Genomic DNA, 26,929 nt, shown 5'->3' with positions numbered 1-26,929 from the left:
TTCCAACAGCTTTTATCCTCACTTTTCCTGGTACCGTCTTCACTGCTGGGCATTTGCCATGTGCAGAATGTCCCTGTACACATAGGATAAAACGGATAAGGAAGTATTTGAAATCCGACAGGATGAGGTGAAAAGATGACATATCAGGATGAATATTATGACGATTATACAGACAACTATGCAGTGTGTGAGGATGAGCATGCTCTGCAAGAGGACATTCCAACAGATACCTGCTGTGAACCCTATTCCCATACATGTTGTCCGGGGCCGAGAGGTCCAAGGGGCTTTCGCGGGCCTGCAGGTCCGACAGGACCTATGGGACCGACAGGGCCGGGCATTGGAGTAACCGGACCGACGGGGCCTACCGGAGCTACGGGAAATACCGGGGCAGATGGGGCTACGGGGCCAACCGGGCCGCGGGGAGCAACAGGGGCTACAGGAAATACCGGAGCCTCCGGCATCACAGGGGCTACAGGGGCAACTGGTGAAAATGGCGCTACCGGACCGACGGGTGCAACAGGACCTGCCGGAAGTCCTGGACCACAGGGATTGATCGGACCAACGGGACCTACCGGAACCCCCGGTGTCACAGGACCGACGGGAAACATCGGACCAACCGGTTTAGATGGAAGAGATGGACCGACGGGTGCGACCGGAGCAACCGGCATGACCGGAGCAACAGGGGCTACCGGACCACGCGGGGCTACCGGGAATACAGGGGCAGATGGTGCAACCGGAGCGACAGGAACAACGGGTGCGACCGGGCCACAGGGACTTAGAGGATTGCAGGGACCGACAGGACCTACCGGATTAAGAGGTGCAACAGGGCCAACCGGAGCGGATGGAGCAATCGGTCCAACAGGACCAACCGGAAGCACAGGTCCGATTGGGGCTACCGGAGCAACCGGACCACGCGGTATTGAAACACAGTCCTTTGCCAGCTTTGCTGATTTTGCAAGAGCCTTTGAAAATGCTCAGCCAATGCCGTTATACCAAAGCATTGCGGATACAACCGGCAATATCACATCAACCTCCACGACTTCCCTGCTGCTGCAGCCGGGCTTCTATCAGATCTCACTGGAGGTCAGCACAATACTGTCTACAGCCGGCTATATGCAGATAACCCCGGCCTACAACGGAGCACCGCATATTGAATTTGGTATTTATTCACGAACAGGTTCCCCACAGAACACAGCTGAAGGCAGCAGTCATTTCATAATCGAGGTGACACAGGCAACCCCGTTTACCGTCAATTACAATTCCAATGTAGCAAATACGGACGGTCAGCTGACACTGGTCATCGTGAAGCTGGAGCGTTAAATAGACACCAGTCAGGTATCGATGCAGGCTTTCTGTGATAAATTATGAAATATAAAAAAAGGCGGACATTTACTGATGCCGTCTTTTTTCGTTGGGGGACTGCATCGCAGTCTCTTCCTTTCCGATACATGTGATCATCTTGGGGATGGATCATCACATACCCATATTTTACAGAAAATTCTGCCCAACGATAAGCTTTTCAGCGTAACTTGATACATATCTTATATTTTTTTAATCATTGCATTTCTCACAGGAAATCGTCAAAACGTACAGATATGCTGCTCCACAGATACATGCTTGGTTTTGGAATGCTTTAAAGCAACAAAAAATCCTGACAGCCTCGTCAGGTTTTACTCGATTGTGGATACAAGGAAGGAATGGAGAATTCAATACTATAGCATGCATCAATAGAACCTGTATTCTCCATTTTACTAACATCATAATGCAGGAAAGAACCGTCTTGTCAGGAACAGGCTTCTTTTACGCTTCCTTTTGTGCGCCGTTTGTATCCTGGATGCCAATCATAACACAGCCCTGTATAACTGCCCCCTGATCAACACTTATGGATGCGGCTGTGATATCACCGCTCACCTGTGATTTTTCACTCAGGCGAATATGCCCTCCCGCATGAATATCTCCGCGAACAGCTCCGCCGTTTTCCAATGCAGTCGTTGTGATATTTCCTTCCACTGTGCTTTCCTGTGATATCTTCAGTGTTTCTTTGCATTCAATATTACCATGTATTTCAGCCTGTATAACAGAGGCATCCTGACAGAGGATATCGCCTTCCACACTCCCATATATCTGAATACGCTTGCTGCATTTGATATTCCCCTTTACACGACCGTAAATTGTCAGGTCATCATCCGTACTGACATCACCTGTTACTTCTGTATGTTCTCCAATCAGAGAAGCACTTTCCTGCGGCTTTACAGGTTGCTGCGCATCTTTGTTTTCTTCCATTTTAGTCATATCCTCCTTCTTGGGTTCTGAATGAACCACTTCATCCTCTGGCAGATCATGTACATGATTCTGCTGTCTGGATTCATATATTCTTTTCTGTTTCTGATACCAGCCCATAAGCATCCCCCTTTCAAGGAATTACAGTCTTCTGATATATGTATAAATATATCATTTTGGCATAATAATCAAAATACAAAAAAGGCAAAAAAACGCTTTATTTATCGGTTAATTTCACTTTTTTATCACAAAACTTGACATTTGTATAATCCGTATATTTTAACACCATGTTGATTTTATAAAAGATGATGCATCAAAGGACCGCATCCGTGTTTTCACCTTTATATTTATCTCTATATTTATAGAAACAAGCTGTATGATAGAGGTTTTCCTTCAAGCATCGAAACTGCCTGTGTTCTTTTTCAATGCAGCGGCTAAAATGAAAAGCCGGTTTACAGGATTGCATACGTTTCTGTAAATCGACTGTTATTTTATTTCTTATGATGCTAAAAGGTATGTTCGTGCTCGCTCTGCAGCACCTTTACATATTTATAAAAGGTGGCCTTTTTCAGTGAGGTCCTTCTGCGGTAGGTCTCCAGCGGGATATGGTTCTTCTGACAGTATTCCACCTGTTCCCGGAAATCCTCCGGCAGGCTTGCACGCGGTCTTCCATAGCTCCCCGCTCCCTCTTTCTTCTTTTCCAGCGCCTTTACGATCCCCTCATACTGTGCCTTCTTCTGCTCTTCCCGCTTCTTTTTCTCCTCACGCTTCATCAGATACAGGATGTCCAGATACACATCCGGTGTTATCCGTGCATCCTTCACCTGTATGTGGATATCCTTTTCTCCACAGTAGCGCAGCTTCTCCTCCAGGTCGCTTTCATCCTGTGCAAATGCACTGAACGACAGCACCTCCAGCACATCCCGCTCCATCAGCTTCCCCTTCAGTTCTCCCCAGTTATCCTCATATCTTCTTACACACATGACTCAGCTCTCCTTACTTCTCTTCTTCCCCCAGCTTCTGCCTGTTTTGTTACTGTCCTTCCCTTTACTTCTACATATTATCACATTTAAAGAATAGTGGAGATACGAAAAATACCCCTAAAAAAGGGGTTTCTAAAACGTTTAGAATACAGCATTACAAAGGCATTGAACAATTTGAAGTAGTTAACGCTCTGAAAATGATTCAAAAAAAGTGCGGGATTTCCGCACATTATATTCCCATATCCTGAATGATCAATGCCTCCAGCTTTTTCCACATCCAAATATCACTAACAGCATCGAGAAGCATACAAATTCCGGTTCCCACAACCATAAATTCACTATGTAAATGAAATTGTAAGGCAAGTGCAGCTGTAGCTATCATCTTCGCAGCCGTAACAAGCGCAGCAATCCACCATTTTGAATATTGCAGATGCCGTATTCTACCTGTAATAATCAAATTGCTGAAAGCATGCAGAAAGGTGACAAAGGCCAGAACAGCCGGCAGTGTGTCATAAACCTCCTCCGGATTCGTCAGCATCCACACCCCCAGAAAGCTGACCAGCAGACACTCTACCAGGGATAGTAGTGAAATCAGAAAACGCTCGTCCTCCTCCAGAAATAAAATAAGCTGCGGTACACCCTGAAACAGCAGCATAACGCCTCCGATAAACGTCATCAAATCCGGACTAACCGGATACAGAAGCATAAACATTATACCAAAGCAGCTCCACATCAATGATTGATACAGACCATTCCATTTTAGTCTATGTACATATTTAATAGAAAAAAGCATACGATCCCTCCATGCGTATCCCTATGGTATCACGAACAGATAGGAAAAGAAAGCTTGTACTGCAAAAAAGTCATAAGAAATTTTCACCGGCATTCATAATGAAGCTGCGGGCTAAACACAGGTTCGGCAGAAAGAAAAATGTAAGAATATCGCATATAGGCTTCATCTGTCAAATATGATATAATTTTACCTATAGCGGGAGGTAGAGAATGAAAATACTGGATACCCTTGGAAAAACAAAGAAAGCTATCGGCGGCGTTGTGGCCATCTGTATACTGGCTGCGGTCATCTTCTTTGCAGGAACCGTTTTCGGAGGAAAACAAAGTGAACCGAAAATCACATCAACAGCACTGACACAGCAGCTGCAGGAGGTCAATGACCTTGCCGTCATGGAATATAATTATACGAAGGTGGGGAAATTTGAGAATTCACTGACCTTAAACGGATGGAATATCCCGTTGACAAAAAAAAGCTTTCTGCTTACGTATGCAGGACAGCTGAAGGCCGGTGTGAGAATGGATCAGGCCGAGGTTGATGTAAAAGGAAAAACGATAACCGTTTTACTGCCGGAGGTTGAAATTCTGAGTAATATCATCGATGAGAAGAGCATAGAGGTATATGATGAAACAAAGAATATTTTCAATCCGATCAGCATTGAGGACTATACGGCATTTGCAACTCAGCAGAAGGATAAGGTAGCGGATGAAGCAGTGGAAAACGGGCTGCTCAGTGAGGCGGCGACAAAATCGCAATCCGCAATCCGTAAATTCTTCAATATGATACCGGAAATCAAAGAGCAGTACAGCATCGAAGTAAAATTCAAATCATAAGGAGGAAAAGGAAGTTATGGTAAAGCACATACTGTTTGTGAAAATGAAGGATAATTCCATCGAGCAATGTGAGAAAGTGAAGGCATTGTTCTTATCCATGAAGGAGCAGATTCCATTTCTGCGGGAGGTGCAGGTCGGAATTGACTATCTGCATTCCCAGCGTTCTTATGATGTCGTTCTGGAGCTTGTGGTGGATGATCGGCAGGCATTGGAGGACTATCAGAAAAACACCTACCATGTAGAAAAGGTAAAGCCTTATATTCATGCCGTGCGAAGTGGCAGTGCAACTGTTGATTATGAATACTGAGGAATGCAAACGTTTGCGGCTGCTTTCTCATTTAAGAATCCGTATTCTATTGTTAACACAATTGGCGGATTCCCTTTTTGTTTTCCTGAAACAGTGCATTTCATCAGAAGCCAAAGCTTCATATCGGTCTTATTTCTCTGCCAGATACAAGCGTACACCCATGGAGCTGTATCTCTGCTGTATCTCCCCGCTCAGCTTACTGTCACTCAAAATTCCCTTGATATCTGACAGCTGACAGATCGTTTTAAATGCCTTTTTGAAAAACTTGCTGTGATCTGCACAAACTATTGTTTCCTCTGCATGCTCATGCATCATGCGCTTCATTATATTTTCATCGGTTGCAGAGCTGGTGATTCCGGCAATCGGATCGATTCCGTTGGGTGAAAGAAAAAATACATCACTGTTCATTCGCTTCATTGCCTCAACTGCCACATCATCATGGAACGATTCGTGCTTCTTATCCAGCCGTCCGGCCATTAAAAACACCTCTATATGCTCACAATGAACAAGGGCATTGGCTACAGGAAGAGAATAGGTGATAACCGTACAGCGGCAGGATGCGTCTGCCAGCTTCTTTGCAATAGCACAGCAGGTGGTACCGGCATCCAATGCCACATTCATCCCTTCTTTGATCAGATGCGCAACGGCGTAGTCGGCCATCTTATCCTTCAGATCCATATGGAGCGATTCTCTGGCAGAAAAAATAGTATTTTGCGGCATTCTTCCAATACTTACCGCACCACCGGGAATACGTTTCAGCAGCTGCTTTTTTTCTAGTACTGTCAGGTCGTTTCGAATCGTTGCCGGTGAGACATGAAACAGCTCACACAGCTCAAGAACCTGCATATGCTCCTGCTCCTGGAGCACTTCACAGATTCTCTGATGCCGACGCCTTGCTTTCTTATCATTATTCATTCCACTCACCTCATATATACAAGTTTATTATAACAGAATTGCCAAAGACTTTGTGTTTATGCACTTTAATTTTTGTTTTTTTTAAGAAAACAACAAATTTCCTCTCACATAACAAAAAGTTTATACATTCTTAAGAAGATACGAAAAGAATCTTAACGATTATTGGCCATAATAGACAATAAAGAAAGTTTAGGTGATGAAATGGAAGTTACGAACACAGCCATCAAAGGACTTACACAGAAGCAGGTAGAAGAACGCATAAGAAATCATCAGAGAAACAGCGTATCGCATTCTATTACGAAGACTCACGGGCAGATTTTCAAAGAAAACATATGCACCCTATTTAATCTGCTTAATATATTGATTGCACTGGGACTGGTGCTGGTAAATGCCTGGTCGAATTTATTTTTTCTAGCTGTGATTATCTGCAATATCGTAATTGGCATTCTGCAGGAGCTGCATGCGAAGAAGCTGGTAGATGACCTTTCCCTGCTTATGCGGCAAAAGGTTTCCGTCATGCGGGATGGTGTAGTATGCAGTGTAGATGTTCAGGATCTCGTTGTGGATGATATCATGGTTCTGTCCAGCGGTGAACAAATTGTCTGTGATGCCGTCCTTATACAGGGAGAGGCTGAAGTTAATGAAGCCTTATTAAGTGGTGAATCCGATCCCATTCATAAACGCAAAAAGGATCAGCTTTTATCCGGAAGCTCCATAATATCCGGAAAATGTTATGCACGGATTATCCATGTCGGTGAGGAGAATTACGCAAATCGTATCGCCAGTGAGGTAAAGGAAGTCCGTGCAGTTAATTCCCGGCTGTTAAATGCCATGAAGCGTATTACAAGATTGAGTGGTTATGCAATTATTCCCTTAGGTATTTTGTTGTTTCTGGAGGCCTGGGGATTTCGGGGAGATTCCATACAGGAAAGTGTTATCACAAGCTCCGCTGCATTGCTGGGAATGCTTCCCAAGGGTCTTGTTCTTTTGATCAGTGTATCCCTGGCGGCGGGAGTAAGCCGCATGGCAAAGCATAAGGTTCTTATACAGGATCTGTATTCACTGGAAACACTGGCCAATGTCGACACATTGTGTCTGGATAAGACAGGAACCATTACCACCGGAGATTTAAAGGTGGAAGCACTGCTTCCCCTTTGCGATGAAGCGGAAACAGATATGGAATATATTCGCTCCTTTTTACACTACAGCGACGATAACAATGCAACCTATCAGGCGCTTTGTGCGCAGATCAGTCCCTGTGCGCTACATGAGCCGAAAGCGAGGATTCCATTTTCCTCGCTTCGCAAATGGAGCAGCGCATATTTTGAAGGCTATGGTTCTCTGGTTATGGGAGCGCCGGAAAAGCTGCTGGAGAAGCTGGATACTTCCTTTTCTGCTATTATGGAAGAAGGTAAGCGAATGGTTGTGATCGGCAGATGTGCTCAGGTGATCGACAAGGATGCGCCACTCCCAATCATCCAACCCTTGTATGCTGTCATCTTTACCGATACCATACGTCCGCATGTAGAAAAAACGCTGCAGTTTTTTCGGGAGGAGGATGTGAATATCAAAATCATATCCGGTGATCATATAACTGCGGTTTCCGCTATCGCCAGGCAGGCAGGACTTCATAACTGGAATGCCTGCCTGGATATGAGTGGAATCGGTGATGATCCATTCGTTATTGAGCAGCTTGCTGAACAGTATGCTGTATTCGGCAGGGTAACTCCGTTACAGAAAAAGCTGCTTGTACAGGCATTGCAGAAAAAGGGTCACGCAGTCGCAATGAGTGGTGATGGTGTAAATGATATGCTTGCATTGAAGGAAGCGGATTGCAGTATTGCAATCGCACAGGGGAGTGATGCTGTTAAGCAGATGTCACAAATTGTATTGCTGGATTCCGATTTCTCAGCTTTGCCGATGATTCTGAAGGAAGGACGCCGCGTGGTGAATAACGCGACAAGAGTTGCCGGAGTGTTCTTTATTAAGACCATATATTCCATCCTGCTATCAGTCCTCTGTATTGTTATGAATCTTCCTTTTCCATTCATCCCGATTCAGATAACCCTGATTGATCTTGCAATAGAAGCCTTTCCATCCTTCCTTACCATGCTGGAACCGGATCACAGGAAAGTGAATGGTGATTTTCTTTCCACCGTACTCCGCAATGCGCTACCCAACGCGATTGCCATTGTATACAGCTTTTTGGCTATTGAGTTCATGAGTGACGGCTTTTCCATCCGCTATGATGAGGCGGTTACAATGATGTATGTATGTGTTGCAGTTATTTCCATGCTGGCTGTATACCATTCCTCACGTCCCTTGAATCGTTTGCGGACGCTGATCTGCATTTGCATGACTGCAGGATTCATATTAGCCATTCTATTATTTCATAATCTGCTTCATATCACGTTACTATCCTTTCGACTCCTTATCCTGACCGCAATACTGGCGCTATCCGCTATTCTCGTACGTCAAATCCTAATGCTTTTACTGCCATGGATTCCCGGCCTTCGTCCTCAGCCAAACAATGCGAGACAGCATTCCCTATCCTGATGTTTAAAAACAGGCAGAACGGTGTATACTCTTACTGTTCTGCTTTTCTCATGCAGAAGCTGATTATTTCGAATTATATCCGTTTAATTTTTGCGTTTATCATCTTTTCATTATAAAAGATTATGGTATAATACTAAAGACGGCATTTATTTTTATCCCATAATAAGATTGTATCCAATCAGAAACAAGTAGAAATTACGTTTCTGATTGGATACGGGATATTTTACAGTTATCCTTGCAGTTAAAAGGATATACTACAGGTCTTTTCAGCCTTCGCTCACCTTAGGCCTTATTCCTAGCAATTTCAAACAAAAACCAAGATATTTCACAAATGTCCCTGTACCTCATCTGGATAGAGGGTCCGCCTCCTAAGAAAGTGTTGAAACATACACCTTGGAGGCAAAGGGAACCGGTAACAAGTAAAATTAAATATAGATTTTCTAGATGTCGCTATAGCTCAGCTGGATAGAGCGACCGCCTCCTAAGCGGTAGGTCGGAGGTTCAAATCCTCTTAGCGACGCCAAAAACTCCGCCGAAAACGTTGATTTTTCAAGGTTTTCGGCGTTTTCTTTTTCCCAAGAAAAATCGAACACATAACAAACAGCGATTAGCAGGAAGCATTTTTGCTAATCGGAAGTGACCATGGTGAACTCGAACGATTGATTTTTGTCACCGATTAGCTTGCTAATGATTAGCAGAAAAATTTCGATTTTTGCTAATCAAATTGCCTCTCCTGCTAATTTGCCGAAAAATCATGCAAAAAACCTTGCTAATTGGATGGGCGAATGTTACCGAGTAAAAGGCATTTTTTTGAAGTTTATTTCGTCCTTTTGCTGGCATATTTGAGGGGGTACACCGCTTCTCGTATAATGATGCTGTAAGGAGGTGCATCGTATGAGAGAAAAAACATTTCATGTTTATGTGGATAGCCATGATAGAAGTCTTTTACTTCAAAGCCTTGTAGAATTGAAAAATCTGTTGATCCAACAAGGCCGATATACAGATTGTGTCGATGAACTAATTTTCAAGGTAATCAATGCACCAGTTAAGAAGCTAAAAATCAGTTGAAAGCGCTCCTAAAAGTTATATAATAAGAAGTGAATATTTATTTGGAGGTTCCTATCATATGGATGAAAGAGAAAAGATTATTCGATTATGGTTTGATATGTGGCTTAATCAACAAGATTTAGGAATTGATGATATCTTTACAGACGATCTCATCTATATTGAAAGCTGGGGGCCTAAATACGAAAATAGAGAACTGTTAAAGCACTGGTTCAATGAATGGAATACTCGTGGAAAAGTTCTTATATGGGACATTAAGCAATTTTTCCATAAGGACAACCAAACCATTGTGGAATGGTATTTCAAAAATAAAATGAATACTGGAAATTTTGAAGAGTTTGATGGGATTTCTTTAGTTGTATGGACAAAAGACAACAAAATAAAAGAACTAAAAGAATTTGGATGTAATCTAAATAACTATAATCCATACGAAGAAAGCGATATTCCCCAATTTAGAGATGAGAAAGTGAATTGGTTTTGAGCCTTACAAATATAAGTTAAACCTTAAAAATTAAATATTGTTTACATAGCCGATTGGTATAAAAGCCAGTCGGCTTTTTTGCGTTCTGAGGAACCTTACATAGCCGCCCTGACAAAGCGGCTAAATCTAAAAGAAAGGAGGACGCACCTATGTCAAATTGCAAAGTGATTGCTCTGACCAATCAAAAAGGTGGTGTGGGTAAAACAACCACAGCAGTCAACCTGGGTGTTAGTCTGGCACAGCAAGGAAAGAAAGTCCTGCTGATTGATGCGGATGCACAGGCCAACTTAACTATGGCCTTGGGGTACAGCAGACCAGATGACATTCCCATAACCCTCTCCACCATGATGCAAAGTATTATCGACGATAAAGCCTTTGATGTTTCACAAGGCATCCTGCATCACCATGAGGGCGTGGATCTGCTTCCGTCCAATATTGAGCTGTCTGGCTTTGAAGTCAGGCTGATCAATGCCATGAGCCGTGAGCGTGTCTTGAAAACCTATGTGAATGAGGTCAAAAAGAATTACGACTATGTACTGATTGACTGTATGCCCTCTCTTGGCATGATCACCATCAATGCTCTGGCGGCAGCTGACAGTGTGGTTATCCCAACACAGCCCCACTATCTTTCTGCGAAAGGTCTGGAGCTGTTGCTTCGCTCGGTTTCTATGGTCAAGCGGCAGATCAATCCCAAACTGCGGATAGACGGTATCTTGATGACAATGGTAATGCCCCGCACCAACATTTCAAAAGAAATTACCGCTTCGGTGAAAAGTGCATACGGGCAAAGAATCAAGGTTTTTGATACCGAAATCCCCCATTCTATCCGTGCGGTAGAAGCTACCGCAGAGGGAAAGAGTATTTTTGCTTATGACAAAAGCGGAAAGGTAGCCGCTGCCTATGAACAATTAGGAAAGGAGGTGGCAGAAATTGGCGAGAAGCAACGGACACAAAATCGAGCTGACCGCATACGATGACCTTTTCCAGACGGACGAAAGCCGTGCGGAAGCCAAACTGAGTAAGATACGGGACATTCCTATTGCGGAGATTGATGAGTTTCCAGATCATCCGTTCAAAGTTTTACTGGACGAGGATATGGAACAGCTTGTTGAGAGCATCAAGCGAAATGGAGTGATGACCCCGGCAACGGTTCGGCTGAAAGAGGATGGGCGGTATGAGCTTATCAGCGGTCACAGGCGCAAAAAGGCATGTGAGATTGCCGGGATTGAAACTCTGAAATGCGAGGTGAAGGAGCTGACCCGTGACGAAGCCATTATTGTGATGGTCGAGTCCAATCTGCAAAGATCAACGATCTTACCAAGTGAGAAAGCCTTTGCCTATAAAATGCGTCTGGAAGCAATGAACAGACAGGGCCAAAGAAGGGATTTAACTTCGTCCCCAGTGGGGACAAAGTTACGCTCTGATGCAGAGTTAGCTGAAAAAGTTGGAGAAAGCCGCAATCAAATCCAAAGGTATATCCGATTGACCGAGCTTGTTCCTGAAATCTTGCAGATGGTAGATGAACGGCAGATTGCTTTTCGCCCGGCGGTAGAAATCTCTTATCTGTCCGATGAACAGCAGTATTCCCTTCTGGAAGCCATGCAGTATAACGATGCGACCCCGTCACTTGCACAGGCTATCAAAATGAAAAAGTTCATGCAGGACGGGAAACTCACAGATGAGGTTATCCAGTCGATCATGCAGGAAGAAAAGCCAAACCAGGGGGAAAAACCTGCTTTCCGTGATGAACGGATCACCAAGCTCATTCCCAAGAGCGTTCCCAGAGGCAGGGAATCGGATTTTGTTGTCAAGGCGCTGGAATTTTACAACCGCTACCTGCAGCGGAACAAAGACCGGGAACGATAGCCACACATCGAGGGTGAGGTCTGTCCGTTGGTGTGGATAGCCATATTTTCGCTTTCCCCCTCTCCACACCTCACCCCCTAATTACTACCAAAACTATCCGAAAGAAAAAAATTGGCAGTCGTTATAGACTGCTTTTTTCGGTTAGTAAAGAAACTCACAAACAAAAAGTAGGAGGTAATGTATGAAATTCCCCAAATTATTCAAAAAGGCTGCGGCCCTTGTCATGGCTGCGGTCACAACCTTCTCTGTGCTGCCAGCGACAACAGCATTTGCTGCGGGAGATATTGGTACGATTTCCTTTGACTTCACTTATGACAGGAATGGAAATGCCATGCGCTATAACTCCAGTGCAGTGTTTGACGGTTATACCGCAGGCGGAACAGGCAGTTACAAGTACCGTATGTATGTAGACGGTGATAATGCATTCTGTATTCAGCCGGGTGTACCGCTGAAAACAGGCAATACCCTCAAGAAAAATTCTTCCCAAACATGGAATGCCCTTTCTTCCAGCCAGAAAAAAGCAGTAGGACTTGCCCTGCTCTATGGCTATCAGGGGAACCGCAGTCATCTTTCGGGAAGTGATGATGAGAAATGGCTTGCCACACAGACCCTTGTCTGGGAATTTGTGACGGGATGCCGTGAGTCCACAGGGGCTTACCAGCAGACAAGCCAGAAAGCGTACAGCCTGCACTTTGGTTCCAATTATCCAAACAGCGGTGCTGCCGAGGTGTATAACCAGATCGTTTCTCTGCTGTCCAAACACAATACCATTCCGAGTTTTATGTCGGGTGGTGCGGATGACATTACAAAAGAGCTTTCCTATCAGGATGGGAAATACACCATGACACTGACGGATAACAATGGTGTCCTTGCAGACTATTCCTTTGCCACATCCGACAGTAAAGTGCGTGTGTCCAAATCCGGCAACAAGCTGACGATCACATCCGAAACAGCCTTTGACGGTTCGGTAAGGATCACCGCCACAAGAAGCAATGTGCCAACGGTCAGCAGCAGCGCAAAACTGATCGCCTATGGTGATCCCAGCCTGCAGGATGTTGTGACCGGTGTGGAAAATGCAGATGCAGTAAAGGCATATCTGAATGTGGAGACACCTACCGGTACAATCGCACTGAAAAAGACTTCTGAGGACGGAGTTGTTGCAGGAATTTCCTTTACGATCAAGGGCGAGAACTTCAACAAAACCGTTACCACAGACGAAAATGGTAATCTGACCGTGGAGGGATTGTTCCCCGGCACTTACACCATTACGGAACAGTCCATTGATAAGTATGAGCCGCAGGAAACCCAGACCATTACGCTGATCGGTGGCAAGACCACCACAGTTAACTTCAATAATACGCTGAAAAGAGGAAGCCTTGAGGTTGTAAAAACTTCCGAGGACAGTCTGGTTGAGGGCGTGACGTTCCACCTTTACGGAACATCATTAAGCGGTTTACCGGTAGATGAGTATGCTGTGACCGATGCCGAGGGTGTGGCAAAATTTGAAAATATCCTGATCAGCGGCGATACTCCGTATGTCCTTGAGGAAGTAGATACCGCTATCCGCTATGTGGTTCCGGCAAGCCAGACCGCTCCGGTGGAATGGAACAAGGTCACAGAGCGCAGCTTTACCAACATCCTCAAAAAATTCAATGTAACTGTCACAAAGACAGACGCTGAAACCGGGACACCCCAGGGGGATGCTTCCCTTGCCGGAGCAGTTTATGGCATCTATAAGGGCGAGGAACTGATCGACACCTATACCACAGACGGAAACGGACAGTTTACCACAGACTATTATGTGTGCGGCAATGACTGGAGTATCCGTGAGATCAGCCCATCGGAAGGCTATCTGCTCGATGAAACCATCCATCATGTAGGGGCAGAGCCGGAGCTTTATACCGTAGAGCTGAACAGCACCGCCAACGATGTGAATGAACAGGTGATCAAGGGAAAGATTGCGATCATCAAACACACCGATGACGGAGAAACCCAGATTGAAACACCCGAAGAAGGCGCAGTATTTGAAGTCTATTTGAAATCGGCAAACAGTTATGCCGACGCTAAAGACAGTGAGCGTGATCTTCTGACTTGTGACGAGAATGGTTTTGCCCAGACAAAGGACTTGCCTTACGGGATCTATACGGTCAAGCAGACATCCGGCTGGGAAGGCCGTGAGCTGATGAAACCGTTTGATGTGTTTATCAATTCGGATGGACAGACTTACCGCTATCTCATCAACAATGCCAACTTTGAAAGCTATATCAAGATCGTGAAGAAAGACGCTGAAACAGGCAACACCATCCCGTATGCCGGTGCCGGTTTCCAGATCTATGACCCTAATGGCGAGCTGGTAACGATGACTTTCACTTACCCGGAAGTCACAACCATTGACACGTTCTATACTACGGCAGACGGCGAACTGATCACTCCGCAGACACTGGAGTATGGAACCGGATATTCCCTGGTTGAAGTACAGGCTCCATACGGCTATGTTCTGAATTCTGAACCTGTCTATTTCGATGTGGTACAGGAGGATTCTTCTGAGGAAAGCGGCATTACCGTCATTGAGGTGGTCAGGGAAAACGTAGCCCAGAAAGGAACCATTACCGTTTCCAAGTCCGGCGAAGTGTTCAGCTCTGTTACGGAAGCCGGAGGCATGTATCAGCCTGTTTTTGCAGTCGGCAGCCTGGAAGGTACGGTATATGAGATCACCGCGGCCGAGGACATCTATACACTGGATGGAACCCTTCGGGCTTCTAAGGGCGAGGTTGTGGATACCATTACCACCGGTGCAGACGGGACGGCAACCAGCAAGGAACTGTATCTTGGCAGCTATGAAGTAAAGGAAATCACGGCTCCGTATGGCATGGTTCTCAATGAAGAAATTCACTCGGTTGAGCTTATCTATGCCGGTCAGGAAGTAGCGGTGACCGAAACTTCCACCAGCTTCTACAACGAAAGGCAGAAAGTTGAAATTGACCTGACCAAGAGCCTTGAAGTCGATGAGGATTATGGAGTTGGAAACAACGGCGAGATCTTTGATGTTTCCTTTGGGCTTTATGCAGCCGAGGAACTGACCGCCGCTGATGGAACGACCATTCCGGCTGACGGTCTGATTGAGGTGATTACCCTTGATGAGAATGGACACGGTAAGGCAGTCAGCGACCTGCCGATGGGCAGCTATTATGTGCAGGAAATCAGTACCAATGCGGCCTATCTGAAAAATGAAACCAAATACCCGGTTGTCTTTGAGTACGCCGGTCAGGAAACCGCTGTCGTTTCCATTACTGCCAATGAGGGCGAAGCCATTGAAAATGATCTGATCTATGGAGCTGTCAGTGGAAAGAAATCCGATGAGGATGGAAATGATTTAGGCGGTGCGCTTATCGGTATCTTTAAGACCGGTACAGAGGAATTTACAACCGAAACAGCGATTGCAACTACCACATCGGAAGATGACGGTAGTTTTTCTTTTGCCAAAGTACCATATGGAAACTGGATCATCCGTGAGATTGAAAGCCCGACGGGTTATGTACTCTCCGATGAAGAAATTCCTGTAACCATCAGCAAGGTAGACGAGGTTGTGGAAATTGAACTGGTCAATGAGTTTATTACCGGCAGCATCGAGCTGACAAAGGTGGATGAAGATTATCCTGACAATAAGCTGACCGGTGCTGTTTTTGAAGTCTATGCAGATAAAAACGGTGACGGAAAACTGGATGACGGCGATGAACTGCTGGGAGAAATGGGCGAACTGGGCGATGGTGTTTACCAGATGAGCGACCTTCGCTATGGAAAATATCTTGTCCGTGAAAAGACAGCGCCCGAAGGATTCCTGCTTGATGAGAATGTTTATCCGGTGTCCATTGAGGAAGATGGAAAGGTCTATACGGTTGAAAATGAAGCAGGTGTTGGATTTATCAATGCAGCGCAGAAAGGCTCTCTGAAGATCGTAAAAACTTCTTCTGACAAAAAGGTAGAGGGCTTCTCCTTCCGTGTGACAGGAACAAACGGATATGACCAGACCTTTAAGACCGATAAAAACGGTGAGATCTTCATTGAAGGTCTGCGAATTGGCGAATACACGGTATATGAGGTCAGCGACAGTGTTTCTTCTGGATATATCCTGCCTGCCGACAAGCAGGTAACCATCAAGGTAGATGAAACAGCTACCGTAGAAATGCACAACGAACTGAGAGAAACACCGAAAACAGGAGACGACTTCAATCCTGCTCTTTGGATCGGGCTGGCGGCGGTTTCCGTGCTTGGTGCCGGTGTCTTAGGTTTTGTTGGCTTTAAGAATAAAAAGAAAAAGGAGGATTAAAGCATGGAGGTAAAAACAATCCTTGCAATCGCACTTGTTGTGTTCATTGCAGGTGGAGCCATCTGGCTGAACATCCGCCACAGAAATAAGAAGTGATCGTGGAGGGGCGGCAAAACATGCCGCCCCTTTCCTTTATGGAGGTATTCAATGGAAAATCTGAAAACCATCGAGGGCAAGATTAAGGCCATTCTGAAAAAAGACGAGGAAACCAGGGATGATGATATGCTGCTCTACCTGAAGGTGTGCAATGCCTATCTGAAAGGTGCCGGGGCAATGCCTCTCGCTGAGGTCATGACCCAGTACAAATATCTTGACTTACCGAGTTTTGAGAGCGTATGCAGGATACGGAGAAAACTTCAGGCAAAGCACCCGGAGCTTGCGGGCAACAGCCATGTGCGCCGTGTCCGGGCCGAAGGAGAAAAAGACTATCGCAACTATGCAAAAGAATCATGAGGTCTGCCTATGAATGAAGAAAAGCGCATCAATGCCGGTTATGAGATTATAGAAAGCTGTACTATCGGGAGTACGGAATTGGTGATCGGTCATAACCCGAAAGCCCCCAACCCTTATGTCTGCTGGTATTGCAAAAACGGAACGGATTATTTCTGGGGCTGCTATGTCAATGAACTTTCTGCGGCGAGGGAGAAACTGAATGAGCGGTATCAGACGGAATGCCGTCTGCCTTACAACAACCCTTCTCCCCCAAAGCAGAAAAGCAGTGATGACCGTGAACGGTAAAAAGAAGAAATATGACTGTACGACCTGCCCCTATCCCCGATATAAGGACAGGTCAATGATTTTCTGCGATGTCTGTATCCGAAAAATCTTAGACGAGCAGAACAGGAAAAAACAAAGAAAGGATGATGCTGATGAATGACGAAAAAAGGATGATCGGCAACTATGCTGTGGAACAGAGTATCCACATCGGAAAGAAAGAAGTTGTTTTCTGTGTCGATAAACGTGCGGAACATCCTTATGTAGTCTGCTACTGCGATTACAATAATCCGTTTTCCGCACCATGGCCAACAGAAGCCGTAGGAACAGAGGATTATCTGGAAGCCATGCAGCTTTTTTGTGACCGTGTGCAGGCACAGATCGAACAGACACGAGCTGAGCTGGAAAAATTCAAGTTTGACCCTACCCCCTTTACAGTCGCTGACTGTATCCCTGACATGAGGAATAAAAGCATTGTGGGCAAGGTGGTTGTGATCAATGCAGAACCGAAGCGATATGAATATCAGCACGCTGCTTACCAGCTTGTACTTGCGGAAGGCGGAAACGGGGCCACCGGCGGCAGAGGTCAGGCAGTCTTTGGCACCTGCCTTGCTACCGGCGAGCATAGCCGCTGGGAAAGGTATGATGTCCTTGGTGAGATCAAGCCGGAGCGTATGCCCCAATGGGCCAAGGATGCCTTGAAAACCATTCAGAAAGCGCAGCCTGTAAAAGCTGCAAAACAGAAAGAAATGGAACGATAAGGAGGATAGATAATGGCGATCAACCAGAAAGCAGTCAAAGTCATCAATAAGATTCTGGACGCTGGTTTTACCGATGAAAAAGCAATCTCCGCCATGACAATGGACGATATTCTTTCTATCCAGGGCATTACCGTGGCGGACATTGCGCTCATCAATGAATTGCAGAAAAGCATAAAAGCAAACAGGGTGATTTCCTTTTTGACGGAGAGGACAAGGAATAATCCTGAAAATCAATAAGGAGGTGGAAATGAAATGGCTGCAAAGTATCAGCTGATTACCGAGCTGTATCGGCGCACAGAAATTTCGGTAGCCAAGAACCCGCAGACATGGCAGAACTTTCTTGCCGCTGCCTGCCGGAATTACAAATGCCGCTTTGACGAACAGCTCTTAATCTTTGCCCAGCGCCCGGATGCAGTTGCCGTGGCACAGATTGAAACCTGGAACAAACAGTTCCGGCGCTGGGTAAATAAAGACAGCAAAGGGATTGCGGTATTTGACCCCAAAGGCCGCAGGAATACCCTGAAATATTACTTTGATGTGTCAGACACACACGAAGGTTATTACGGCAGCCGTCCTGTTCCGATATGGCAGATGGAAACCCGATACGAGCAGCCTGTGATGGAACGGCTTTCTGACAGGTTTGGAGAACTGGAAAGCACCGATCTTGCTTCTGCCCTGATGGAAACAGCGAAAAATGCCGTAGAAGATCATCTGCAGGACTATCTTGCACAGCTTAAAGATGTGACGGCGGACAGTTTCTTAGAGGAACTGGACGATTTGAACATTGAGGTCATGTACCAGCGGCTGGCTGTAAACAGCGTGGCATTTATGCTGATCAGTCGCTGTGGTCTGGATACGGGCGAATACTTTGACCGAGAGGATTTTCAGGACATTGTGAATTTTAATACCCCTGCCACCATAAATGCCCTTGGTATTGCAACAAGTGACATTGCGGAAATGGCACTCCGGGAAATCTCACAAACGATCCGGGATGTGCAGGTGGCAGAAAAAACACAATCCCGCACCTTTGCGCAGGAAATACAATCTTCGTATGATAGAAGCACAAAACAACCCGAAAGGAGCGATCATCATGGAGAACATCACATATACCCGTCAGGGGGATTATCTTATTCCCGACCTGACATTACCGACAGAGCCAGAACTTCCGCTTGGCAGATACGCATTGATGCACCGGGATTATCTGGAACAGCACAAGAGAGTGACCTATCTGAACCTTCTGACACAGGGCAGGTTGAACGAGCATCTGTACCAGACGGAACAGGCAGCGCTCCAGAGGCTGGAACTTCTGACGAAGCAGCTGTCAGCCGAGCAGGGCGTGACGGAGGAACTGAAAGAGAAAGCACAGATGCAGTGGGTGGGAATGATGAACAACATTCGCAGCCAGGCGGAGGAACTGATCCTGAACGAACTGATCTACCGTTAAGCACAGCCAATGAAGAAGAAGTCACAGCCAATCTTCCTACCGTAGAGGAACAAATCGAACAGATTGCAGAAGCAGAGGACGAAAAATCCTCTGCTTTTTCTGTTTCACAGGAAGATATTGACTCTGTCCTGGTAAGAGGAAGCGGCTTTGAAAATGGAAAGTACCGTATCTACCGTCAATTTCAGAAGCATGAGGATAAGAAAGCCAACATTGCCTTTCTTAAAAATGAGTACGGCACCGGCGGCGGTACGCACAGTTATCCCGATGGGACACAGGGCGGGACATGGCATGACAGTAAAGGGATCGGAATTGAAAAGCATGGTTCCTATACAAAGCCCGACCTTGTACTTTCGTGGTCAAAAGTAGAAAAACGGATCAGGGAACTGATTCAAAATGACCGCTATTTCAATGCCAAGGAAAAAGACCACTATCCTGAATTTCTGGAAAGTGTGGAAGCTCCCCAGTATGAAATTGATGCACAGCGGAAAATGGCAAGGCAGCGTTTTATTGATGCCCACCGTGACCTTCCGCCTGCGGATAAGAGAGATACCCTTTCTTTGCGGCTGTCTGATTTTATCCGTGATCTGGATCATTACGAAAAAGATCTGCTCAAAGAGGTGGATCGTACCGACCTTTCCGATGTTCCTGCCGAACAGATGGAGCAGCTTCTTTCAGAGCCTGCCACTGTCCAGCAGATGCTTGATTTTCTGACGAAAGTGCAGAGGCAGACCGTCAGCGTTTACAGCCGGAGCAATGCATGGCGCTTTTCCCAGGAACTTCTGGAGCTTCACCCTGTCCGCTACCTCTATCACGAGGGAGATACGGTGTATCTGGGAGCAGATAAATATGAAGTATCTGCCTTTGATGAAACTGCTGTATCCCTTCAAAATCCTGAATTTCCCCTGTTTGGAAAAGAAATGAGCCGGACGGATTTTGAAGAAAAGCTCCGTGAAAATCCTGCCAATGACCACCTGAAGGTCATCATCACAGAAATGCAGGGCAAGGAAACACCTGCCGAAACAAAGCCTGACCGTCTGGTATTTTCTATCGGCTTTTCGGAACATCCCGCCTTTTATGACCGGGAACTGAAGGATCGCTATACCAATTTGAGCTTTGCCCTTGGCAATTATCTTCTGGGTGTTTTGGACGAGAAGCAGCACCGGGAAAGACAGGTGGAAGAAAATCATGTTGGATGGTATCACAAGACTGATTTTGAGATTACGGCCACTATCGGCGGCGAAGATTTTCACTATGAGGGACGCTTTGACATTGGAGATGGCGAGGGCGATCTGATTGCCCATATCAAAAACTTCTATGAATACTCCCTCTCCCCCAACTGCCCATTTATTCCCGAATGGAAGAAACAGGGCGAGGATTTCTATCGTGAGAAAATAGAGAGCCTGCAATGGGGACGAGATGTATTCCTTCCCTATCTGGAACAGCATAAGACTCTGACGCCAGAGGACGAGAAGCTCTTTGCGGAAATCATGGCAACCGAAAATGACTGGTTCCGTGTCCCGGAGAATAAGAATACAAGCCTTGCCGGGCGTTTGGTGGACTTCATTGAGGAAGTTGATCCATATGAGTATCAGGACACCTTGGAAGTTGGAGAAACCAAAGAGGATGCCATTCAGAAAATCGAGGCAGATTTAGCTGATCCGGCGCATGTGCAAAGTTATGTGGAACAGCTGACGCAGTGGCAGGAAGAATTGGAGGATGAAGAACAAAAAGAGATCTGCAGACAGCTCATTGCTGAATTGCAGCCCACTGCCGGGCAGGAAGAAAAAGAACAAGATGGAGTTTCACAGGATTCTTCCGACCTGATCGGTAAGGAAATCGTGATCGACAACCGAAGATACCGGATTGAAAGTGTAGGAGAAATCAGCGGTGATGTGTCTATGCGTGACATCACGTTCCAGAACCATGTTGGTTTCCCGATCAATCGTGTGGAAAAGATCAGTTATATCCGCAGGATTTTGGAACAGCAACAGCCACAGGAGGAACTACTGGAACAGGCAAAAGCCCTGATCGATAAATTTATCCATGAAGAATACGACAGCGAATTAGGGGCAGATTATGAGGATTTGCACAGCGTAGGGCTTGCCTATACTACTTCCGAGAATGAGGAGCATGATCTTCAGATCAATGCGGATCTGGTGGATTGTACACTGGATATTTATATCGACAGCAGCCTGACTCATCGAGAAAGGTTCAACGGTCTTTCGGATATGATTGAACGCTGTCTTTCTGATCTGGAATTTGGAGACTTAGTAGCAAAGGCAGAAGATCAGGTTGAACGATTGAAACCGCTTGAATCACAGACCGAAGAAAAGACAGAAAAAGCAGTTGTTCCTTCTTCTGACCGGCACAATTATCGGATTACAGAAGATACTTTAGGTGTCGGTGGTGCAAAAGAAAAATTCAGAAACAACATGGCAGCCATCCAGCTGCTCCATGAGCTGGAATTGGAACATCGTCTTGCTACCCCCGAAGAACAGGAAGTTCTTGCCCGTTATGTTGGCTGGGGCGGTCTATCCATGGCCTTTGACGAGAACAATGCGGCCTGGGCAGAAGAATTTAAGGAGCTGAACGCCAGCCTCTCCCCGGAAGAATACCGGGCAGCCATGGAGTCCACTCTGACAGCGTTCTATACCCCGCCGGTTGTCATCAAAGCCATGTACGAATCCCTTGACCATATGGGATTTTCCGGTGGTACGATTCTGGAGCCGTCCTGCGGAACCGGCAATTTCTTTGGTCTGCTCCCGGATCGTATGGCAGGCTCAACGCTTCACGGTGTAGAAATCGACTCTCTTACAGGAAGAATTGCAAAGCAGCTTTACCAGAAAGCCAGCATTGCCATTGAGGGATTTGAGCAGACAAAACTTCCCGATGACCATTTTGACATCGTTGTCGGCAATGTACCGTTTGGCGATTTTAAGGTCAATGACAGCCGTTACAACGCCCAGAAATTCCTGATCCACGATTATTTCTTTGCGAAAGCATTGGATAAAGTCCGCAGCGGCGGCGTAGTGGCCTTTATCACTTCCAAGGGAACGATGGATAAAACAAGCCCGGAGGTGCGGAAATATATCGCACAGAGGGCAGAACTTTTAGGAGCCATCCGCCTGCCAGATAATACGTTCCGAGCCAATGCAGGGACAGAGGTCACCAGTGACATCCTCTTTTTGCAAAAGCGTGACCGCATTGCAGATGTGGAACCGGATTGGGTACACCTGGATACCGATGAGAACGGGATCACCATGAACAGCTATTTTGTACAGCACCCGGAAATGATCCTGGGCGAAATGAAAATGGAAAGTACCCGTTTTGGTTTTGACTCTGTCTGCAAGGCATACAAAGATATTCCACTTGCAGACCTGTTAAGCAAAGCTGTCCAGAACATTCAGGGAGAAATCCCGGAGTATGAAAAAGGGATCGATGAAATCTCGGATGAGCCGGACGCTTCTGTTCCTGCCGACCCGAATGTGCGCAATTTTTCCTTTACCATGGTGGATGGAAAAGTCTACTTCCGGGAAAATGACCGCATGACACCGGCCACAGTATCTATGACCGCAGAGAGCCGCATCAAGGGATTGATCCAGATCCGTGACTGTGTCAGAAAGCTCATCGAGTATCAGACGGAGGATTATCCAGAAGAAATGATACGCACCGAACAGGAAAACCTGAACCGGCTGTATGATGCGTTTTCCAAAAAATACGGGCTGATCAACAGCCGTGGCAACTATCTGGCCTTTGCATCGGATGAGAGCTACTTCCTGTTATGCTCTTTGGAAGTGCTGGATGATGAGGGTAATTTCAAACGAAAAGCAGATATGTTTACGAAGCGGACGATCAAGCCCCACCGAGAAGTTACTTCTGTGGAAACGGCCAGTGAAGCCCTTGCCCTTTCGATTGGGGAAAAAGCGCTTGTTGACCTGCCTTATATGGAGCAGCTTACAGGCAAACCACAGGAGGAACTGGTACAGGAATTGCAGGGCGTGATCTTTCGTATCCCTGCTTCGGAACCGGCAAAATATGTGACTGCTGACGAATATCTGTCCGGCAATGTGCGGACAAAACTTCTAAGCGCACAGGCTGCGGCAAAGGAAGATCCGGCGTATGAAATCAATGTAGAAGCCTTAAAGCAGGTGATCCCCAAAGACCTGTCAGCGGCAGAAATCTCCGTCCGTCTGGGTACCACCTGGATACCGCAGGAGGATATTCAGCGGTTTGTCATGGAGCTTCTTACCCCTTCCAGCTATGCAGCAGGAAGAATCCGAGTGCGCTATACTCCAATGAATGGCGACTGGTTTATTGAAAATAAGAGTTCCGATTTCGGAAATGTCAAGGCGGACAGCACCTATGGTACAAAAAGGGCTTCCGCCTATCGTATTATTGAGGACACCTTAAACCTGCGTGATACCCGTATTTTTGATTATGTGTATGATGAAAACGGCAATAAAAGAGCCGTATTCAATGCCAAAGAAACCACGGCAGCGCAGGCAAAGCAGGAAGCTATCAAACAGGCATTTCAGGATTGGATCTGGAAAGATCCGGCACGAAGGAGCCGACTGGTGCGGTATTACAACGACACGTTCAATTCCGTCCGTCCCCGTGAGTATGACGGAAGCCATATTGTATTTGGCGGTATCAGCCCGGAGATCACACTCCGGCCCCATCAGGTCAATGCCATTGCCCATATCCTGTATGGCGGCAACACACTTCTTGCCCACAAGGTGGGCGCAGGAAAGACCTTTGAAATGGTTGCTGCGGCACAGGAAAGCAAGCGCCTTGGATTATGCAATAAGTCGATGTTCGTTGTTCCCAATCATCTTGTGGGGCAATGGGCTTCCGAGTATCTCAGGCTGTACCCAAGTGCCAATATCCTTGTAACCCGCAGGCAGGACTTTGAGACGGGCAACCGGAAAAAGTTCTGTTCCCGCATTGCCACCGGCGATTACGATGCGGTCATTATCGGGCATAGCCAGTTTGAGAAAATCCCAATGAGCATTGAGCGTCAGAGAGAACAGCTTCAACGTCAGATCGATGACATTGAGCGTGGAATTGATGATGTGAAGGCAAGCAAAGGCGAACAGTTCACGGTCAAGCAGCTGATGAAAACCAGAAAGGCGATTCAGACAAAACTGGATAAGCTCAATGACATCAAGCGAAAGGATACCGTCATTGATTTTGAACAGCTCGGCATCGACAGGCTCTTTATTGATGAGAGCCATTTTTATAAGAACCTGTATCTTTATACCAAGATGCGAAATGTAGGCGGAATCGCCCAGACGGAAGCCCAGAAATCCAGCGACCTTTTTATGAAGTGCCGCTATCTGGATGAAATCACAGGCAACCGGGGAACGATCTTTGCCACGGGAACCCCGATCAGCAACTCCATGGTCGAGCTGTATTCGGTACAGCGCTACTTGCAGTATGATGCGCTTTTACGGAATGGATTGCAGCATTTTGACAGCTGGGCATCCACCTTTGGTGAGACAGTCACCGCTTTGGAGCTGGCTCCGGAGGGAACCAATTACCGGGCGAAAACCCGCTTTGCCAAGTTTTTCAACCTGCCGGAGCTGATGCTGATGTTCCGGGAGGTGGCGGATATTCAGACCGCCGATATGCTGAAGCTCCCTGTTCCGGCGGTCAAGTACCACAACATCAAGACCAAGCCAAGTGAAATCCAGACGGAACTGGTCGCTTCCCTTGCCAAACGAGCAGAAAAAGTCCGTGCAAGGCTTGTGGAGCCGAATGTTGACAACATGCTCAAGATTACCAACGATGGGCGAAAACTTGCCCTTGACCAGAGAATGATTGATCCCATGCTGCCGGATGATCCCAACAGCAAGGTGAATGCCTGTGTGGACAACGTGTACCGTATCTGGGAAGAATATGCGGATACGAAAGCAACCCAGCTGGTGTTCTGTGACCTGTCTACCCCGAAAAATGACGGGACTTTTAATGTCTACGATGACATCCGGGAAAAGCTGATTGCCCGTGGCATCCCTGCCGAACAGATACGGTTTATCCATGAAGCCACCAGTGATGCACAGAAAAAGGAACTGTTTGCAAAGGTCAGAAGCGGCGAAGTCCGTGTGCTGCTGGGTTCAACCCCTAAGATGGGTGCAGGTACCAACGTACAGGACAGACTCATTGCCATTCATAATCTGGATTGCCCGTGGCGTCCATCCGATCTGGAACAGCGCCAGGGACGTATTGAGCGCCAGGGAAACATGTTCCCGGAAGTTCAGGTTTACCGTTATGTGACGGAGCAGACCTTTGATGCCTATCTCTATCAGCTGGTGGAATCGAAGCAGAAATTTATCTCCCAGATCATGACCAGCAAAAGTCCTGTTCGCTCTGCGGAAGATGTGGATGAAGTGGCCCTTTCCTTTGCAGAAGTCAAAATGCTTGCCACAGGGGACGAGCGTTTCAAAGAAAAAATGGACTTAGACATTCAGGTTTCCAAGCTCAAAGTGCTGAAACAAAGCTATCTATCCGAGCATTACGACCTTGAGGACAGGATACTCAAATACTTCCCGCAGACCATTAAGGAGTGTGAGCAGCGGATTGTCTGCTATGAAGCCGATGCTTCCCTTGCCCGGCAGCATCAGCCACAGGGTGAAGAAAAGTTCTGTCCGATGACCTTAAAAGGGATCACTTATACGGAAAAAGCAGCTGCAGGCGAGATGCTTCTTGCGGTCTGTAAAGAATATCCGATGGCTGAGCCTGCGGAAATCGGCAGCTATCGTGGGTTCAAACTGGAAGTTTTCTATGATACCTTCAATGCCCATTACTGTTTATATCTTTGCGGGAAGGCAAAGCACAAGGTGGATTTAGGTACTGATCCGCTGGGTAATCTGACCCGAATTGAAAATGAGCTTGCGAAAATCCCTGCAAAACTGGAAGCCGCAAAAACCAAAAAAGCAGAAACGATAGAACAGCTTGAAATCGCTAAGATTGAGGTGGAAAAGCCGTTTGCCTTTGAAGATGAACTGAAAGAGAAATCAGAACGGCTCAATGCCCTCAACATCGAGCTGAATTTAGACCAGAAAGATCCCGCTGTGCTTGACGCAGAGCCGGAGCAAAGTGAGGAAGCGCCTGAAAGAAAATGCGTAGGCCGGGAGCGATAAATTCCCTTTTTGCACATTTGTATTGCAGAAATATGGGCAGTATAATAAGTGTAGAATTGAAACTATCGGAGGTGAGAGCGGTGTCTGACGAGTTCAGATTTGAAACCTTTGTAGATGCCCACAGCAATATCTTTCGTGAATATCTAAGCTCCGTGATTGCAAAACTGCCGGAAAGCAATGAGGACTACCGTGCCATTCAGGAACAGATGGAAGCGATATTTCAACAATATCCCAAAGTGCTGGAGGCTGTTGATACCGAAAAAGCAGCGGAATTATCCCAGCAGGAATGTGCGGCTCTGATCAAGGTTATGGAGCTTAGAAACAATCTTACAGATATTGAAATGCAGACGGTTTACTTCCGTGGCTGTTATGATGGCGTTGGGTATCTGAAAAAAGCAGGAATTTTATAACCGACAAAGGCGGCATTGGCGTATAGCTGATGCCGCTTTTACATAGCTACAAGAGTGA

The 26,929-nt window shown here is 46.4% G+C and carries 19 protein-coding genes and 1 tRNA gene; 16 read left to right on the top strand and 4 right to left on the bottom strand.

The window, feature by feature from the left end; all coding sequences use genetic code 11:
- The first annotated feature begins 135 nt into the window (after positions 1 to 135).
- Positions 136 to 1,320, top strand: a complete 1,185-nt coding sequence (locus G4D54_04800; GenBank protein ID QJA01791.1) for a collagen-like protein — start codon at positions 136 to 138, stop codon at positions 1,318 to 1,320.
- Between the two features lie 480 nt (positions 1,321 to 1,800).
- Here the strand turns inward: G4D54_04800 and G4D54_04795 are convergent, their stop codons facing one another.
- From G4D54_04795 to G4D54_04785, 3 genes are all read right to left on the bottom strand, one after another.
- Positions 1,801 to 2,400, bottom strand: coding sequence for a polymer-forming cytoskeletal protein (locus tag G4D54_04795; protein QJA01790.1), 600 nt, complete (start codon positions 2,398 to 2,400; stop codon positions 1,801 to 1,803).
- A 386-nt stretch (positions 2,401 to 2,786) separates the two neighbouring features.
- Positions 2,787 to 3,263, bottom strand: coding sequence for a hypothetical protein (locus tag G4D54_04790; protein QJA01789.1), 477 nt, complete (start codon positions 3,261 to 3,263; stop codon positions 2,787 to 2,789).
- 229 nt (positions 3,264 to 3,492) lie between these two features.
- Positions 3,493 to 4,056, bottom strand: coding sequence for a hypothetical protein (locus G4D54_04785; GenBank protein QJA01788.1), 564 nt, complete (start codon positions 4,054 to 4,056; stop codon positions 3,493 to 3,495).
- 209 nt (positions 4,057 to 4,265) lie between these two features.
- Here G4D54_04785 and G4D54_04780 point away from each other — a divergent pair, with 209 nt between their 5' ends.
- On the top strand, positions 4,266 to 4,886 hold the full coding sequence (locus G4D54_04780) for a DUF4230 domain-containing protein (GenBank protein ID QJA01787.1): 621 nt from the start codon (positions 4,266 to 4,268) through the stop codon (positions 4,884 to 4,886).
- Positions 4,887 to 4,902: 16 nt separating this feature from the next.
- Positions 4,903 to 5,193: a Dabb family protein gene (locus tag G4D54_04775; GenBank protein ID QJA01786.1), complete on the top strand. Its 291-nt coding sequence runs from the start codon at positions 4,903 to 4,905 to the stop codon at positions 5,191 to 5,193.
- Positions 5,194 to 5,322: 129 nt separating this feature from the next.
- Here the strand turns inward: G4D54_04775 and G4D54_04770 are convergent, their stop codons facing one another.
- On the bottom strand, positions 5,323 to 6,108 hold the full coding sequence (locus G4D54_04770; GenBank protein ID QJA01785.1) for a DeoR/GlpR transcriptional regulator: 786 nt from the start codon (positions 6,106 to 6,108) through the stop codon (positions 5,323 to 5,325).
- A gap of 201 nt (positions 6,109 to 6,309) precedes the next feature.
- On the opposite strand from G4D54_04770, the gene G4D54_04765 reads away from it, so the two are divergent.
- From G4D54_04765 to G4D54_04705, 13 genes are all read left to right on the top strand, one after another.
- Positions 6,310 to 8,664, top strand: a complete 2,355-nt coding sequence (locus G4D54_04765) for an HAD-IC family P-type ATPase (protein ID QJA01784.1) — start codon at positions 6,310 to 6,312, stop codon at positions 8,662 to 8,664.
- 446 nt (positions 8,665 to 9,110) lie between these two features.
- Positions 9,111 to 9,187 (top strand) — tRNA-Arg (locus G4D54_04760).
- 371 nt (positions 9,188 to 9,558) lie between these two features.
- Complete coding sequence (locus tag G4D54_04755) at positions 9,559 to 9,732, top strand: hypothetical protein (GenBank protein QJA01783.1); 174 nt, start codon at positions 9,559 to 9,561, stop codon at positions 9,730 to 9,732.
- Between the two features lie 58 nt (positions 9,733 to 9,790).
- Entirely contained in the window at positions 9,791 to 10,210 is a 420-nt protein-coding gene (locus tag G4D54_04750; GenBank protein QJA01782.1) for a nuclear transport factor 2 family protein, read from the top strand.
- 149 nt (positions 10,211 to 10,359) lie between these two features.
- The gene (locus tag G4D54_04745) at positions 10,360 to 11,187 is read left to right on the top strand and encodes a ParA family protein (protein QJA01781.1); all 828 of its coding nucleotides are present in this window, start codon (positions 10,360 to 10,362) and stop codon (positions 11,185 to 11,187) included.
- Positions 11,141 to 12,076, top strand: coding sequence for a ParB/RepB/Spo0J family partition protein (locus tag G4D54_04740; protein ID QJA01780.1), 936 nt, complete (start codon positions 11,141 to 11,143; stop codon positions 12,074 to 12,076). Before G4D54_04745 ends, G4D54_04740 begins: the two co-directional genes overlap by 47 nt.
- A 181-nt stretch (positions 12,077 to 12,257) precedes the next feature.
- Positions 12,258 to 16,403, top strand: coding sequence for a Cys-Gln thioester bond-forming surface protein (locus tag G4D54_04735; protein QJA01779.1), 4,146 nt, complete (start codon positions 12,258 to 12,260; stop codon positions 16,401 to 16,403).
- A gap of 147 nt (positions 16,404 to 16,550) precedes the next feature.
- Positions 16,551 to 16,856, top strand: coding sequence for a hypothetical protein (locus G4D54_04730; GenBank protein QJA01778.1), 306 nt, complete (start codon positions 16,551 to 16,553; stop codon positions 16,854 to 16,856).
- A 9-nt stretch (positions 16,857 to 16,865) separates the two neighbouring features.
- The gene (locus G4D54_04725; protein ID QJA01777.1) at positions 16,866 to 17,141 is read left to right on the top strand and encodes a hypothetical protein; all 276 of its coding nucleotides are present in this window, start codon (positions 16,866 to 16,868) and stop codon (positions 17,139 to 17,141) included.
- Positions 17,142 to 17,272: 131 nt separating this feature from the next.
- The gene (locus tag G4D54_04720) at positions 17,273 to 17,878 is read left to right on the top strand and encodes a hypothetical protein (protein ID QJA01776.1); all 606 of its coding nucleotides are present in this window, start codon (positions 17,273 to 17,275) and stop codon (positions 17,876 to 17,878) included.
- Positions 17,879 to 17,890: 12 nt separating this feature from the next.
- The gene (locus G4D54_04715) at positions 17,891 to 18,115 is read left to right on the top strand and encodes a hypothetical protein (GenBank protein ID QJA01775.1); all 225 of its coding nucleotides are present in this window, start codon (positions 17,891 to 17,893) and stop codon (positions 18,113 to 18,115) included.
- Between the two features lie 15 nt (positions 18,116 to 18,130).
- Entirely contained in the window at positions 18,131 to 26,461 is an 8,331-nt protein-coding gene (locus tag G4D54_04710; protein ID QJA01774.1) for a DEAD/DEAH box helicase family protein, read from the top strand.
- A 32-nt stretch (positions 26,462 to 26,493) separates the two neighbouring features.
- On the top strand, positions 26,494 to 26,871 hold the full coding sequence (locus tag G4D54_04705) for a hypothetical protein (GenBank protein QJA01773.1): 378 nt from the start codon (positions 26,494 to 26,496) through the stop codon (positions 26,869 to 26,871).
- Positions 26,872 to 26,929: the final 58 nt, after the last annotated feature.

The organism is [Clostridium] innocuum, from assembly GCA_012317185.1.
GTDB lineage: Bacteria > Bacillota_I > Bacilli_A > Erysipelotrichales > Erysipelotrichaceae > Clostridium_AQ > Clostridium_AQ innocuum.
This window is presented reverse-complemented; position numbering and strand designations above follow the sequence as displayed.

Excerpts from the sequence above, each read along its gene's own strand:
- G4D54_04785 (QJA01788.1), bottom strand. The coding sequence starts at position 4,056 with ATGCTTTTTTCTATTAAATATGTACATAGACTAAAATGGAATGGTCTG.
- G4D54_04715 (QJA01775.1), top strand. The coding sequence starts at position 17,891 with ATGGCGATCAACCAGAAAGCAGTCAAAGTCATCAATAAGATTCTGGAC.
- G4D54_04730 (QJA01778.1), top strand. The coding sequence starts at position 16,551 with ATGGAAAATCTGAAAACCATCGAGGGCAAGATTAAGGCCATTCTGAAA.
- G4D54_04780 (QJA01787.1), top strand. The coding sequence starts at position 4,266 with ATGAAAATACTGGATACCCTTGGAAAAACAAAGAAAGCTATCGGCGGC.
- G4D54_04800 (QJA01791.1), top strand. The coding sequence starts at position 136 with ATGACATATCAGGATGAATATTATGACGATTATACAGACAACTATGCA.
- G4D54_04765 (QJA01784.1), top strand. The coding sequence starts at position 6,310 with ATGGAAGTTACGAACACAGCCATCAAAGGACTTACACAGAAGCAGGTA.
- G4D54_04790 (QJA01789.1), bottom strand. The coding sequence starts at position 3,263 with ATGTGTGTAAGAAGATATGAGGATAACTGGGGAGAACTGAAGGGGAAG.
- G4D54_04755 (QJA01783.1), top strand. The coding sequence starts at position 9,559 with ATGAGAGAAAAAACATTTCATGTTTATGTGGATAGCCATGATAGAAGT.
- G4D54_04735 (QJA01779.1), top strand. The coding sequence starts at position 12,258 with ATGAAATTCCCCAAATTATTCAAAAAGGCTGCGGCCCTTGTCATGGCT.
- G4D54_04750 (QJA01782.1), top strand. The coding sequence starts at position 9,791 with ATGGATGAAAGAGAAAAGATTATTCGATTATGGTTTGATATGTGGCTT.
- G4D54_04745 (QJA01781.1), top strand. The coding sequence starts at position 10,360 with ATGTCAAATTGCAAAGTGATTGCTCTGACCAATCAAAAAGGTGGTGTG.
- G4D54_04795 (QJA01790.1), bottom strand. The coding sequence starts at position 2,400 with ATGGGCTGGTATCAGAAACAGAAAAGAATATATGAATCCAGACAGCAG.
- G4D54_04705 (QJA01773.1), top strand. The coding sequence starts at position 26,494 with ATGGGCAGTATAATAAGTGTAGAATTGAAACTATCGGAGGTGAGAGCG.
- G4D54_04775 (QJA01786.1), top strand. The coding sequence starts at position 4,903 with ATGGTAAAGCACATACTGTTTGTGAAAATGAAGGATAATTCCATCGAG.
- G4D54_04710 (QJA01774.1), top strand. The coding sequence starts at position 18,131 with ATGGCTGCAAAGTATCAGCTGATTACCGAGCTGTATCGGCGCACAGAA.
- G4D54_04720 (QJA01776.1), top strand. The coding sequence starts at position 17,273 with ATGAATGACGAAAAAAGGATGATCGGCAACTATGCTGTGGAACAGAGT.
- G4D54_04725 (QJA01777.1), top strand. The coding sequence starts at position 16,866 with ATGAATGAAGAAAAGCGCATCAATGCCGGTTATGAGATTATAGAAAGC.
- G4D54_04770 (QJA01785.1), bottom strand. The coding sequence starts at position 6,108 with ATGAATAATGATAAGAAAGCAAGGCGTCGGCATCAGAGAATCTGTGAA.